The organism is Sphingomonas sp. G-3-2-10, from assembly GCF_012927115.1.
Lineage (GTDB): Bacteria > Pseudomonadota > Alphaproteobacteria > Sphingomonadales > Sphingomonadaceae > Sphingomonas.
On the sequence record NZ_JABBFY010000001.1, the window covers coordinates 2,453,951 to 2,466,002 of the forward strand.

At 66.4% G+C, this 12,052-nt stretch carries 12 protein-coding genes; 5 read left to right on the forward strand and 7 right to left on the reverse strand.

Features of this window, described 5'->3' with window-relative positions:
* The first annotated feature begins 47 nt into the window (after positions 1-47).
* The 3 genes from HHL13_RS12450 (at position 48) to msrB (ending at position 2,415) form a co-directional block, all read left to right on the forward strand.
* Positions 48-1,277, forward strand: a complete 1,230-nt coding sequence (locus HHL13_RS12450) for a cytochrome P450 (protein ID WP_169555966.1) — start codon at positions 48-50, stop codon at positions 1,275-1,277.
* 64 nt (positions 1,278-1,341) lie between these two features.
* A complete protein-coding gene (locus HHL13_RS12455; protein WP_169555967.1) occupies positions 1,342-1,878 on the forward strand; it encodes a hypothetical protein in 537 nt (178 codons plus the stop codon).
* A gap of 51 nt (positions 1,879-1,929) precedes the next feature.
* Positions 1,930-2,415: a peptide-methionine (R)-S-oxide reductase MsrB gene (msrB, locus tag HHL13_RS12460; RefSeq protein WP_169555968.1), complete on the forward strand. Its 486-nt coding sequence runs from the start codon at positions 1,930-1,932 to the stop codon at positions 2,413-2,415.
* A 70-nt stretch (positions 2,416-2,485) separates the two neighbouring features.
* On the opposite strand, the gene HHL13_RS12465 is transcribed toward msrB, so the two are convergent.
* The gene (locus HHL13_RS12465; protein ID WP_169555969.1) at positions 2,486-3,043 is read right to left on the reverse strand and encodes a CHAP domain-containing protein; all 558 of its coding nucleotides are present in this window, start codon (positions 3,041-3,043) and stop codon (positions 2,486-2,488) included.
* A 433-nt stretch (positions 3,044-3,476) separates the two neighbouring features.
* Here HHL13_RS12465 and HHL13_RS12470 point away from each other — a divergent pair, with 433 nt between their 5' ends.
* Complete coding sequence (locus HHL13_RS12470; protein ID WP_169555970.1) at positions 3,477-4,028, forward strand: hypothetical protein; 552 nt, start codon at positions 3,477-3,479, stop codon at positions 4,026-4,028.
* A gap of 102 nt (positions 4,029-4,130) precedes the next feature.
* Entirely contained in the window at positions 4,131-4,754 is a 624-nt protein-coding gene (locus HHL13_RS12475; protein WP_169555971.1) for a LysE family translocator, read from the forward strand.
* Here the strand turns inward: HHL13_RS12475 and HHL13_RS12480 are convergent.
* Genes HHL13_RS12480 through HHL13_RS12505 form a run of 6 tightly spaced genes read right to left on the reverse strand, consistent with a single transcriptional unit; the run spans position 4,751 to position 12,040 of the window.
* Positions 4,751-5,488: an extensin family protein gene (locus HHL13_RS12480; protein ID WP_169555972.1), complete on the reverse strand. Its 738-nt coding sequence runs from the start codon at positions 5,486-5,488 to the stop codon at positions 4,751-4,753. The genes HHL13_RS12475 and HHL13_RS12480 overlap by 4 nt on opposite strands.
* Positions 5,485-6,231: an NUDIX domain-containing protein gene (locus HHL13_RS12485; protein ID WP_169555973.1), complete on the reverse strand. Its 747-nt coding sequence runs from the start codon at positions 6,229-6,231 to the stop codon at positions 5,485-5,487. The genes HHL13_RS12480 and HHL13_RS12485 overlap by 4 nt, the downstream gene beginning before the upstream one ends.
* Before the next feature lie 44 nt (positions 6,232-6,275).
* Entirely contained in the window at positions 6,276-7,310 is a 1,035-nt protein-coding gene (locus HHL13_RS12490; protein ID WP_169555974.1) for an SMP-30/gluconolactonase/LRE family protein, read from the reverse strand.
* A 13-nt stretch (positions 7,311-7,323) separates the two neighbouring features.
* Complete coding sequence (locus tag HHL13_RS12495; protein WP_169555975.1) at positions 7,324-8,658, reverse strand: gluconate:H+ symporter; 1,335 nt, start codon at positions 8,656-8,658, stop codon at positions 7,324-7,326.
* The gene (locus tag HHL13_RS12500; RefSeq protein ID WP_169555976.1) at positions 8,658-10,925 is read right to left on the reverse strand and encodes a glycoside hydrolase family 3 N-terminal domain-containing protein; all 2,268 of its coding nucleotides are present in this window, start codon (positions 10,923-10,925) and stop codon (positions 8,658-8,660) included. The genes HHL13_RS12495 and HHL13_RS12500 overlap by 1 nt, the downstream gene beginning before the upstream one ends.
* Positions 10,922-12,040 carry a Gfo/Idh/MocA family oxidoreductase gene (locus HHL13_RS12505; protein WP_169555977.1) on the reverse strand — a complete coding sequence of 373 codons (1,119 nt, stop codon included), beginning with the start codon at positions 12,038-12,040 and terminating at the stop codon, positions 10,922-10,924. Before HHL13_RS12505 ends, HHL13_RS12500 begins: the two co-directional genes overlap by 4 nt.
* Positions 12,041-12,052: the final 12 nt, after the last annotated feature.

The following is a 12,052-nucleotide window of genomic DNA, read 5'->3' on the forward strand; positions in this document are numbered from 1 at the left end:
ACACATGTCAGTTAAGGGCCTACTCCGGAAAAACGTGGAGAGGCCCGATGGCGACGCTTGCGACCGAGACTCAGGGACAAGTCGATCCGCTCGATATGAGCCGGCCCGAACTGTATCGCGACGACACCTGGCACGAGCCGTTCCGCGAGCTGCGCGAGAAGGCGCCGGTCTATTATACGGAGCATAGCGGCTTCGGCCCCTTCTGGTCGGTCTCCACCTACAAGCCGATCGTCCATATCGAATCGCTGCCCGAGGTCTTCTCGTCCGAGGCAGGCGGCATCACCATCGCCGACATGCAGGAAGGCGATATCAAGATGCCGATGTTCATCGCGATGGACCGGCCCAAACATACCGGCCAGCGCCGCACCGTCGCCCCCGCCTTCACGCCCAGCGAAATGGTGCGGATGAGCGACAATATCCGCACCCGCACCGCCGAGATTCTCGATTCGGTGCCGGTGGGCGAGGAATTCGACTGGGTCGACCGCGTCTCGATCGAACTGACCACCCAGATGCTGGCGATCCTGTTCGACTTTCCGTGGGAGGACCGGCGCAAGCTGACCTACTGGTCCGACTGGGCCGGCGATATCGAGATGGCCAAGGACCCGGTGCTGAAGGAAAAGCGCCGCGAGATCCTGTTCGAATGCGCCGCCTATTTCGGCAATCTGTGGCAGGGCAAGATCGGCAAGGAGCCGACCCCGGACCTGATCTCGATGATGATCCATTCGGATGCGATGAGCCACATGGATCAGATGGAGTTCCTCGGGAACCTGATCCTGCTGATCGTCGGCGGCAACGACACCACCCGCAATTCGATGAGCGCCTATGCCTGGGGACTGAACCAGTTTCCGGACGAGCGCGCCAAGCTGGAAGCCAATCCGGGCCTGATCGCCAATGCCACGCAGGAGATCATCCGCTGGCAGACCCCGCTCGCCCATATGCGCCGCACCGCGACGCAGGACACCGAAGTGGAAGGCGTGAAGATCCGCGAGGGCGACAAGCTGGCGCTCTGGTATCTCTCGGCCAATCGCGACGAGAGCGTGTTCCCCGACGCGGACAGGATCATCGTCGAGCGCGAGAATGCGCGGCGGCATCTCGCGTTCGGCCACGGCATCCATCGCTGCGTCGGCGCGCGGCTGGCCGAATTGCAGATCGGCATCCTGATGGAGGAAATGGCGAAGCGCCGCCTGCGTGTGAACGTGACCGGCGAGCCCGAACGCGTCGCGGCGTGCTTCGTCCACGGCTATCGCAAGATGGCGGTCGAGCTCAGCCATTACTGAGGCGATTTCGCTCGCCTGTTTGCAGTGATCGATGGATATTCGCGTCGCACCGGGGAGAGGGACGATGCGGAAACTGTTCGTGATCGGTGCGCTGCTCGCGCTGGGCGGATGCTCGCTGGCGCCGAACGTCATCAGGGCCGTGGCGCGCGACGGGCGAATCCTGTTCGAGATCTACGACCCCGGCAGCTGGCCGTTCGGCGGGAAGATCAAGGATATCGCGTCGAACTCGGTCGTGGTGATGCACGACACGGAAGTGATGTGGGAAATCGAGCGCAGCATGGCCCCGCGCTGTCAGGGCCAGGCCCGCAAGCCGACCTTCCCGCTAACCTACAGCGTCACGCCCGATTGCTTCGTGCTGAAGGCCGCGCCGCGCGAATTGCGGCCGGGCGTGCTCTATCGGGTGGAGAGCGATCTGGCGCACGGCAATAGCGGCGGCGGCGAGGGCTTCTTCAAGATCGGCCTGACCCCGGTGAATTTCGATCTGAGCCGAACCAACGACGAACTCAGGGACTGGGAACGCTATCGGCCGGTCGCGGTCGACGAGAATGGCTATGCGATCCGCGGCAATCATGCCGAGGAGGCAGACAACGTCACCAAATGACCTTGGCGCGGGGGCCGGTGCTCCCCACTTTGGGTCGCAAGGAGTTGGATCATGGATGTCAGCCGCCGCAATTTCCTGACTGCCGCCGGAGCGGGCGCGATCGTCGCGGCATGCGGCCCGGCGCCGACCGCCGAAGCCGCGCAGAATTTCGAGTTCAAACTGAGCGACGCCGAATGGCGCAAGCGGCTGAGCCCCGAAGCCTATAATGTGCTGCGCAAGGGCGCGACCGAATATGCCGGAACCAGTCCGCTCAACCGCGAGCATCGCGCCGGAACATTCGAATGCGCGGGCTGCGCGCTGCCGCTCTTCTCGTCGACGACCAAGTTCGACAGCGGCACGGGCTGGCCCAGCTTCTACGCGCCGCTGGGCAATGCGGTGGTCACGAAGACCGACCGGAGCCTGGGGATGAGCCGGGTGGAAGTGCTGTGCCGCCGCTGCGGCGGGCATCTTGGCCATGTGTTCGACGACGGGCCGAAGCCGACCGGCAAACGCTATTGCATGAATGGGGTCGCGCTGGCGTTCAAGCCGAAGCGCTAGAGTCGGATTCAGCTTCGCTGAGTCATACGGTACCGGCCCGCATCCACGTCAGTGGATCAAACTGTAAAGCTCAGAGGCTGGTCTTGCCCATCATCGAAGCGAGGATCAGCGGACGCTCCGGCTTGCGGGCGGCGATCATCTGGGGTGCTTCGAACGCCTTGGGCGCATCGTCGGGATAGATGAAGCCGTTCACCGGGAACACCGTGGTGCCCATGCCGCCGGTGGGGGCGAACCAGACCTTGACCTGGCTCCAGTCGCCGGCCGGCGAAACGTCGATGGCGCGAACGTTGCGCTCGATGCCGCCGCGATACGACCAGTTGGCGTGAGTGAGGAGCACTTCGCGGTCGCTGATGATCGCCGAAACCATCGCGACATGGCCATAGGGGTTACGGCCGGTCTTCTTGAACGACATGACCGAACCGACTTCCGGCTCGTTGCCGCGCTCGTAACGGCCTTCGGCCTGGCTCCACCAGGTCCATGCGTTACCGCGGATGTCGATGCCGGAGACTTCGCGAGCGAACGGCACGCACTGCAGGAACGAGGACTTCTTTGCCATCGCGGGGACCGAAGTCGCCAGGCAAAGCGCCACCAGCAGCGCAAAACGCGCAGTAAGAGCTCGAAAAGACATTAACCCCCCGGATCGGAACGTGATCGGTGAATGCTGATGACCAGATCGGGGTTTAACAGTCCACCCATCGGCCCGCCGTACGGGACGAACCGTTGCGTTGAGCCGATGGGCCGGAGACCCGAGTCGGAACCGTTCGGCGAGTCGAGCTTTACCGGCGACGAACCGTTCCCGGCTGCGACGATCTGCTGCTCCGCATCAATACGGATGCGGATTCGCACGTAGGGGTTCATCCCAAGCAGACAGCTTTGTTGCTCAAGCGCATCACATGCAGGCGTTTTCCGTCATCGGGACTCGGTTCGTCGCAACCCATGTTGCGTTGCAAAAAGAACTGGCGTCCAATGATGAACGCGGGACGACGGCAGATTAAGCTCGGCGTTAACCATTCGAGCGCATGATCTGCCCAGTGCAATTTCTGGGGTGGGAGTTGGTCGATATGGGCGCAAGAATGAAACCGGCTGAAGGCGCGATGACGCTGGCCGAGATGAAGGAATTCGCAAGCTTCGCCGCAGCGACGCAGCGTTATATCCGCCGCTCGCTCGACATCGGTCTGGAACGCGACGACGCGATGGTCCGCTGGTCGCGCGACGTGGTCGAAGCCGCCAGCATCCGCGCCCAGGCCCGCATGTATGACCGCCTTGCCGAGATCCGCGCGCTGCTGCCCGACGACAGCGCCCTCGATGCGATCGAACCCTTCATGGCCCCGCTGGTCACCGTCACCGCGTTCGACCTGAGCCAGGGCCGGCTGACCAATTTCTCGGCGTATCGCTTCCTCTACGAGCGCCTCGTCGGCGCCGAGGTGCGTCCGTGGCTGCCTGCCGCTTTCTGCTCTGCGGCTGCCCTGCCCCATCTCCATCCCGATCTGCGCCGCAAGCTGCTCCAGTCGATCAGCGAAGCCGCGGCAACCGCGTCGGGCTGGTCGAACCGCCAGCCGGCCTTCTTCCCGCAATGGGTGGAAAAGGTAGACGGCGCCGCGCTGTCGAGCTGATCCGCCCCACCCGAACGAGAAAAGCCCCCGGCGCCTGCGCTCCGGGGGCTTTTTCGTGGGCGCTCTCCAATTCTTGCCACACTGCCCGCCTAGCCGGTGGACATGATCGATTCCGCCCTGTTCGCCGCGTTCCTGTTCGCAGCCTTCGTCCTGACGATCACGCCCGGGCTCGACACCGCGATGGTGCTGCGCGCGGCAGCGTCGGACGGCGCACGGGCCGGCGTCTTCGCGTCGATCGGTATCCTTGTCGGCTGCCTCGTCTGGGGCGCAGCGGTGTCGCTCGGCCTCGGGGCGCTGCTGCACGCCTCCGAACTGGCCTATTCGGTCCTGAAATGGGCAGGGGCGGCCTATCTGCTATGGGTCGGGGCAACCATGCTGCTCGGCCCGCGCGAGACGATGGCCGCCGATGCCGAGGCCTCCCGCGACGCCGGCATCCGCGCGATGCGCCGGGGCTTCCTCACCAACATGCTGAACCCCAAGATCGGCATCTTCTACGTGACCTTCCTGCCGCAATTCATCCCGGCGGGCGTCAACGTGGCGGGCTATTCCTTCTTCCTGGCCTGTGTCCATGTCGCAATCACCGTGCTGTGGTTTGCGCTGCTGATCGCCGCGACCGCGCCGCTGGGCCGGATGCTGAAGCGGCCTAAGGTACTGAAATCGCTCGACCGGATGACCGGCGGCGTCTTCATCGCCTTCGGTCTGAAACTGGCCGCATCGCGCGCCTAACGGCACGCCTTCCACCCCATCATCCCGCGATTGCCCTGATCGAAATGGAAGTGATCGTGGTGCGCCTCGTTATAGTCGGGTGACAGCACGGTGGTGAACATCCCGCACGCCCCGTCGCGCACCTCGCGCAGGAAGGCGCGGACCGCCGGATCGGCGCTGTTCCAATGGCCCTTCACCGTGATCCGCGTCGCGTCGCTCAGGCGAAACGCCGAGATGTCGAGCGCATTGGCGGTGGCGTGCTGGCTCCAGACGCCTTCGCCGCGCCCCACGATCTTGCGGCAATTATAGCTGCCATAATGTTCGATCGCGCTGACCCGCTTGCCGAAATGCTTCTGCGCCGCGGGCTGGACGACTTCCCATTCCCACAGCGCCAGCCCCGCCGCGACCGGGCAGGAGGTGCCGACATCGCCGGGCACGAAATCGATTCGTCGCGCCCCGCCGGCCTGAAAGCGCACGCCGTCGGAATAACCGCACTTGCCGCCTTCCACCCGGAGGTCGGGCAGGGTGACATATTCGATCCCCGCCCGATCGAGCAGCGCTTCGCACTTGCCCGGCTTGTCGCGCAGCGCGGCGATCTTGCTCGCGGTGAAGATCCCGACCGGCTGGGCGAGATCGAGTTCGGTCCAGGGCAGGTCCTGCGGCCGGTCGCGCAGCACGGCATAGAGCAGGAAGCCCCCGAACAGCAGCAGCCCGGCTGCGATCGTCCACAGGATCGCGCGCCGCGTTGCCTTCATCCGCGAACCGCTTCGCTCAGGATTTGCGAAGTGACCGGATAGCCGAGATCGTCGGGGATGCAGAGGTGGCGCTCGCCGCCCCGCTCCTCGATCCACGGCGTCAGGATGCGGACGGGATGCGCATTGGCATCGGCCACCGCATCGTCCCACGATCCGAACAGCGCCAGCCGCTCGAGGTTGCGCCGGGTCGGGAAGATGATGCTCGCCCGCCCCGCATCGCATTCGGCCAGCACATCGCGCGCGCTCATCCAGAAGGCGCGGGTATTCTCGTTCCCATCGACCACCGGCTCGGCCCCTTGCGGTGCGCGGGCGAGGTAGAAGCGGGTGTCGAACACTTTGTGGTTGACCGATTTGGGCAACCAGCGCGCGAACGGCACCAGTGCCTCAAGCCGCAGAATGGCCCCGGCCGCTTCGAACGCTGCGCCCATCGGCTCGCCGGCATAGAGCGCGCGGCGAAGCTCGGGGATCGCCGCGGGATCGACGTCGAGGCCAACCGCGATGCCCGCTTCCTCCAGCGTCTCGCGGATGCCGCCGATCCGCGCGGCATTCTCGTCGACATCGCCGTCGATCAATTCGGCCAGCACATGATCGCCCGCGTCGATCCGCCCGCCGGGAAACACCAGCGCGCCGCCCGCGAACGACATCGCCTTGGCGCGTTCGACCATCAGCAGCTCGGGCGGCCCGCCCGCCACCTCGCGCATCACGACGATGGTGGCGGCGGGGTGAATCTCGGCTTCGGACATGCAACCGGACTAGGACCGGAATCGGCGCGCCGCAATCGCGCCGGTCAGTAGCGCACCTCGAACGCGTAATAGCCTTTCGCCCGCAGCCGCACCCGCGCCACGACATCGCTCGACGTCAGGAACAGCGTGCTGCCATCCTCGCCGAAAGCGCAGTTCGCGATCGCCTTGCCGGTAGCGATGATGCCGAGCAGCTTCCCCTCGGGCGACACGACATGGACCCCGCCCGGACCGGTCGCATAGACATTGCCGCGCACATCGACCTTCAGCCCGTCAGGCAGTCCGGGCAGCTTCGCCGCCAGTTGCGGCCGCGCATCGTGGAACAGGCGCGGCGGTCCCTTGGGCAGTCCGTCCTCGCCCAGATCGTAAGCCAGCACCTCGGGCCGCTCGGGGTCCGAAATCGCGACGTACAGAATGTCCTGCTTCAGATTGAGCGCGACGCCGTTGGGGCGCGTCAGGCGCTTGTCGATCGCGGTGATCGTGCCGTCCTTGGCGCGATAGAAGACGCCGTTGAACGGCAATTCCTTCAGCGGCGACTTGTCGCCCTCGGCAAGGCCATAGGGCGGATCGGTGAAATAGATGCCGCCACCCTTCCGCTCGACCAGATCGTTGCAGCTGTTGAAGCGCTTGCCCTCGTATCGATCGGCGAGGATCGTCTTCTTCTTCGTGCCCAGATGTACACTGGCGATTGCGCGGCTGCCGCTGTCGGCCATCAGGATTTCGCTGTCGCGGAAGGCGAGCCCGTTCGATCCCGCCTCGCGGATGCCCGGCGGGATCGGTCCCGCCAGCCCCGAGGGATCGAGGAACGGCTTCGCGCCTTCGCGCGGTCGCCATTGGTAGAGGATGTTCGAGGGGACGTCGGAAAAATAGAGGCACCGTTCCCAGATGTGCCACACCGGCCCCTCGGCCCATTTATAGCGGCTGGCGATCACTTCGATCGGCGAAGCGACGTCGACGATCGCGTCGAGCGCGGGATCGAGCCGGGTGATCCCGCCCACTTCCGCACGCGCCACCCCCGGCACGAACGGCAAAGCGGCCATGCCGGCCAGCGCCGCGCGGCGCGTGATCCTCAGATCGGTCATCGTCCCTCTCCCCTCAAACGAACGGCCAGATCAGCGCCGCCATCGCGAACATCACCAGCCCGGCGATGGTGGCGCAAAGCGTCCAGCTGCGGAAGGTCTGCGCTTCGGTCAGCCCCAGATACTGTTTCACCAGCCAGAAGCCGGTGTCGTTGACGTGACTGGCGATCGATGCGCCCGCGCCGATAGCAACCGTGACCAGCGCGATCCGGCTGGGGCTGAGCGCCGCCGCCGCGATCATCGGACCGGCAAGGCCCGCGGCGGTCACCATCGCCACCGTCGCCGACCCCTGGGCGATGCGCACGAACGCGGCGAGCAGGAAGGCGAAGACCAGTACCGAGACCTGCGCCGACGCCACCGCCGCGGTCACCTGTTGCCCCGCGCCCGACGCGATCAGCACTTCCTTGTACGCTGCCCCCGCACCGACCACGAGCACCATCAGCCCGGCGGGCGCCAGCGCACGGGTCATGATGTCGCCGATCGTCTCCAGCGGCGCGCCGACGCGCAGGCGCAGCCACAGGGTGACGAAGATGCACGACAGGATCAGCGCGGTGAAGGGATGGCCCACGAACTGCAGCACGGTCTTCGCCGTCCCCTCGCCCAGCCATTGGCCGGCCACCGCCGCGAGGAGGATCAGCGCCAGCGGCACCAGCATCGCCACCAGCGCGGGCCAGAAACCGATCGGTGCGGTCTGCGGCGCGCCTTCGTCGAGCATTGCCGGCGGCGTGGTATCGCCCCAGCCCGGCGCGCCGTGGAACAGCCGGGCGAACACCGGCCCCGCGACGATCGCGGCGGGAATGCCGCAGATCAGCCCGTAAAAGGCGAGCAGCCCGTAATCGGCGCCGATCAGTTCGGCGACCGCCACCGGGCCGGGATGCGGCGGCAGCAGCGCATGCATCGCCATCAGGCCCGCGAGCAGCGGAAGCGCAAAATAGGTCACGCGCCGCTGCGCGCTCACCGCCAGCGTGGTCAGCAACGGGGCGAGGATAATGAAAGCCACGTCGAAGAACAGGGGGATACCGACGATGATCCCGCTCGCGGTCAGCGCGCCGGGCATCCGCTTCTCCCCGAAGACCGCAAGCATCCGCTTCGCGATCGCATCGACGCCCCCGGAGGCCTCGAGCAGCCCGCCCAGCATCGCGCCGAGCCCGATCACCACCGCGACGAAGCCCAGCGCTTCCCCGGTCCCCTTGCGGATCGAGGCCAGCACCGCCTGCGGATCCGCGCCGAATGCAAGTCCGGTAAGCAAGGCGACGATCAACAGCGCGAGGAACGCCTGCACCTTGAACCGCAGAACCAGGACGATCACCGCCGCGATGCTCAGCGCGACGATCAGCAGGGTCATTCCCATCAGGCGATCTCTACCTTTGTCTCGATTGCCGCCGCGGGTACGCCGCTCTCCCCGCGCTCGGTGATGTCGAAGCGGCCAGAGGCGCGGATATCGTCCGACGAGCTGCCGACATGCATGATGAACTTGCCCGGCTCGATCACCCAGCGCCCGCCGATCCAGATCGCCATCTGCTCGGGCCGCAGCCGGAAGGTGACGCGTTTCGACTGGCCGGGCTCCAGCGCGATGCGTGCGAAACCGCGAAGCTCCTTCACCGGTCGCGCCACCGATGCGACCAGATCGGTCACATAGAATTGCACGACTTCCTCACCCGCCACGGTGCCGGTGTTGGTGACCTGCACCCGGAATGCCACGCTGGGATCGCCAACCGTCTGCGTCATCACGAACGGATCGCTGTACAGGAAGGCGGCATAGCTCAGCCCGTGCCCGAACGGGAACAGCGGCCCCACCGCCACGTCGCGATAGCGTGCGCTGTCCACCGCGAGGTCCGCATTCGCGGGGCGGCCCGTCGGCAGATGAGCATAGGTCATCGGCGCCTGTCCGGTCACGCGCGGGATGCCGATCGGCAGCTTGCCGCCCGGGTTCGCGGCACCCGTCAGCACATCGACGATCGCTGGGCCGCTTTCCAGCCCGAGGAACCAGGTTTCGAGCACCGCCGGAATGCCCGTCAGCGCCTCCTCCAGCGCCAGCGGGCGCCCGTTCATCAGGATCGCGACGATGGGTTTACCCGTCTCGCGGATCGCCTTCACCAGCGCCATCTGCGCGCCCGGCAGGCCGATGTCCGCCCGGCTGCGCGCCTCGCCGCTATGGTCGTAATCCTCTCCGATCGCGAGCAGCACCACGTCCGCCCGCTTCGCCGCCGCGACGGCCGCCGGGATACCGGCAAGGCTGTCCTCGCGCACCGATACGCCGGGCTGATATTCGACCGACGCGCCCGAGGCTTGCAGCGCCCGGCGCAGCGTCACCGCATCCTCTGCCTGTCCCCGCGCGCGCCACGAACCCAGCGTCGACGACGCATCGTCGGCCAGCGCCCCGATCAGCGCGATATTGCGGCCCGGCTTCAGCGGCAGCAGCCCGCCATCGTTGCGCAACAGAACGATCGATCGCTGCGCCGCCTTGCGCGCCAGCGCACGGGCAGCGGGCAGGATCTTCCCGTCGGTCGCCGGATCGCCGAAACCGAACGGATTGTCGAACAGGCCCAGCCGGTCCTTGGCCATCAGGATCCGCTCCACCGCCTGATCGACCAGCGGCAGCAGTGCGGGATCGGCCTTCACCGCTTCGCCCAGCGATTCGGCATAGACCGAACCCGCCATGTCCATGTCGATTCCCGCCTTCAGCGCCAGCGCGGCGGCCTGGGCCGGGGTTTCGGCGACGCCGTGGTTGATCAGTTCGCGGATCGCGTTCCAGTCGCTGACGATCAGCCCGTCATAGCCCCATGAGCCGCGCAATTCCTTTCGGATCAGCGGCTCATGCGCGGTCATCGGGATCCCGCCGATATCGTTGAACGCGGTTATGAAGCTCCCAGCCCCGGCTTTCGCGGCGGCGTGGAACGGCGGCAGATAGACTTCGTGCAGCGTCCGATCGGAAATGTCGGCGCTGTCGTAATCGCGCCCGCCCGCCGCCGCGCCATATCCGGCGAAATGCTTGACGCACGACATCACTCGCTTGCCCCGCGACAGGCTGTCGCCCTCGAAGCCCTGCACCTGCGCCACCGCCATGCGCGATCCCAGATAGGGGTCCTCGCCCGCGCCCTCGACCACCCGGCCCCAGCGCGCGTCGCGGGCCACGTCGACCATCGGCGCGAAGGTCCAGTGCAGCCCCGCCGCCCACGCCTCTTCCGCGGCCAGCCGCGCCGTGTCGCGCATCAGATCGGGGTCCCAGCTCGCGGCGAGCGCCAGCGGCACGGGCAGGATGGTGCGGTACCCGTGGATCACGTCCATCGCGAACAGGATCGGGATCTTCAGCCGCGATTCGGTGACCGCCACCTTCTGCAACGCGCGCAGCGCTTCGGCCCCGGCGACATGCAGGAACGATCCCACTTCGCCCCGCCGCACCCGATCGAGCATCGGGCCATCGAGCCGCGAATTGAGCGATTTCTGCCGCCCGCCCGGGATCTGGGTCATCTGGCCAAGCTTCTCGGCCAGCGTCATCTTCGCGATCAGCGCGCGGATCCAGTCCTGCCGGTCCGGCGAACCCGCCGCCAGCGCCGGTACGCGCAGCATCGCCGCCGCCAGCATCCCGCCGGCCAGCACCCCCCGCCGGTCGATCATGCGGTCAGCCTGATCGCGCGATGTTCGCGGGCCGAGCGGTAGATCGCTTCGATCAGCCGCATGTCGCGCAGCCCTTCCTCGCCCGCCGCCTTCGGCTCCCGGCCGGTCAGCGCCGCCTGCGCCAGTTCGTCGAGCTGGCCGGCCCATTGCGATTTCCTCGCGGGCGGCAGGGTGATCTGCTCGGTCTTCCAGTTCTGCCGCGCCCAGAGCTGATGCCCCTCATAGGGCGTCGCAGGCTCCATCCCGATCCAGCCCTTGGTGCCCGTCACGCGGAAGGCATTGTGGCCCGAACTGTAGGAAGACACGCAATTGGCGATCACGCCCGAGGGGAATTTGAGCTGGAAATCGATCCGGTCCTCGACCGTTTTGAACCGCGGATCGCTCTTGTCGGTCGATTCCATCGCCGAAACTTCGATCGGCTCCTCCCCTGCCAGATAGCGCGCGGCGTTCAGGCTGTAGATACCGATATCCATCAGCGATCCGCCGCCCGACATCGGCCGGTCGAGCCGCCATTGACCCGGCTGGGCATAGAAACCGCTCTCGGCGGTGATCAGCGTGGGGCGGCCGACGATCCCGGCGCGAAGCTGCTCGACGACGTATAGATTGTGCTGCTCGAAATGGCAGCGATAGCCGATCATCAGCTTGCGGTCGGCGCGCTTCGCCGCCGCGATCATCGCTTCGGCTTCGGCGGCGGTGTTCGCCATCGGCTTTTCGCACAACACATGTTTTCCCGCCTGCGACGCGCGGATCGAATATTCGGCATGCATCGAATTGGGCAGGACGACATAGACCAGATCGATGTCGGGATTGTCCCTGATCCGGTCATAGTCGGCATAGCTGTAGCGATGCGTTTTCGGGATGCCGTATTCGGACCCGTATTTCTCCAGCTTGGCCGGGGTGCCGCTGACCAGAGCCGTCAGCCGGGCGAACTCGCAATCCTTGATGCGCGGCATGATCTGGTTGACCGCATAGCTGCCCAGACCGACCACGGCATATCCCAGCTTGCGCCCACTCTGCAGCGCTTCGGCAAGCGCCGCGTTGGGCAGCGCGCTCGCCACCAGCCCCACCCCCATGCCGCGCAGCATGTCGCGCCGGCCCAGCCCGTCAAAGCCCATCGCCCTTCTCCT

What these genes read in the sequence shown, in the direction of transcription:
- HHL13_RS12450 (WP_169555966.1), top strand. Translation starts at nt 48, where the DNA reads ATGGCGACGCTTGCGACCGAGACTCAGGGACAAGTCGATCCGCTCGAT.
- HHL13_RS12455 (WP_169555967.1), top strand. Translation starts at nt 1,342, where the DNA reads ATGCGGAAACTGTTCGTGATCGGTGCGCTGCTCGCGCTGGGCGGATGC.
- msrB (WP_169555968.1), top strand. Translation starts at nt 1,930, where the DNA reads ATGGATGTCAGCCGCCGCAATTTCCTGACTGCCGCCGGAGCGGGCGCG.
- HHL13_RS12465 (WP_169555969.1), bottom strand. Translation starts at nt 3,043, where the DNA reads ATGTCTTTTCGAGCTCTTACTGCGCGTTTTGCGCTGCTGGTGGCGCTT.
- HHL13_RS12470 (WP_169555970.1), top strand. Translation starts at nt 3,477, where the DNA reads ATGGGCGCAAGAATGAAACCGGCTGAAGGCGCGATGACGCTGGCCGAG.
- HHL13_RS12475 (WP_169555971.1), top strand. Translation starts at nt 4,131, where the DNA reads ATGATCGATTCCGCCCTGTTCGCCGCGTTCCTGTTCGCAGCCTTCGTC.
- HHL13_RS12480 (WP_169555972.1), bottom strand. Translation starts at nt 5,488, where the DNA reads ATGAAGGCAACGCGGCGCGCGATCCTGTGGACGATCGCAGCCGGGCTG.
- HHL13_RS12485 (WP_169555973.1), bottom strand. Translation starts at nt 6,231, where the DNA reads ATGTCCGAAGCCGAGATTCACCCCGCCGCCACCATCGTCGTGATGCGC.
- HHL13_RS12490 (WP_169555974.1), bottom strand. Translation starts at nt 7,310, where the DNA reads ATGACCGATCTGAGGATCACGCGCCGCGCGGCGCTGGCCGGCATGGCC.
- HHL13_RS12495 (WP_169555975.1), bottom strand. Translation starts at nt 8,658, where the DNA reads ATGGGAATGACCCTGCTGATCGTCGCGCTGAGCATCGCGGCGGTGATC.
- HHL13_RS12500 (WP_169555976.1), bottom strand. Translation starts at nt 10,925, where the DNA reads ATGATCGACCGGCGGGGGGTGCTGGCCGGCGGGATGCTGGCGGCGGCG.
- HHL13_RS12505 (WP_169555977.1), bottom strand. Translation starts at nt 12,040, where the DNA reads ATGGGCTTTGACGGGCTGGGCCGGCGCGACATGCTGCGCGGCATGGGG.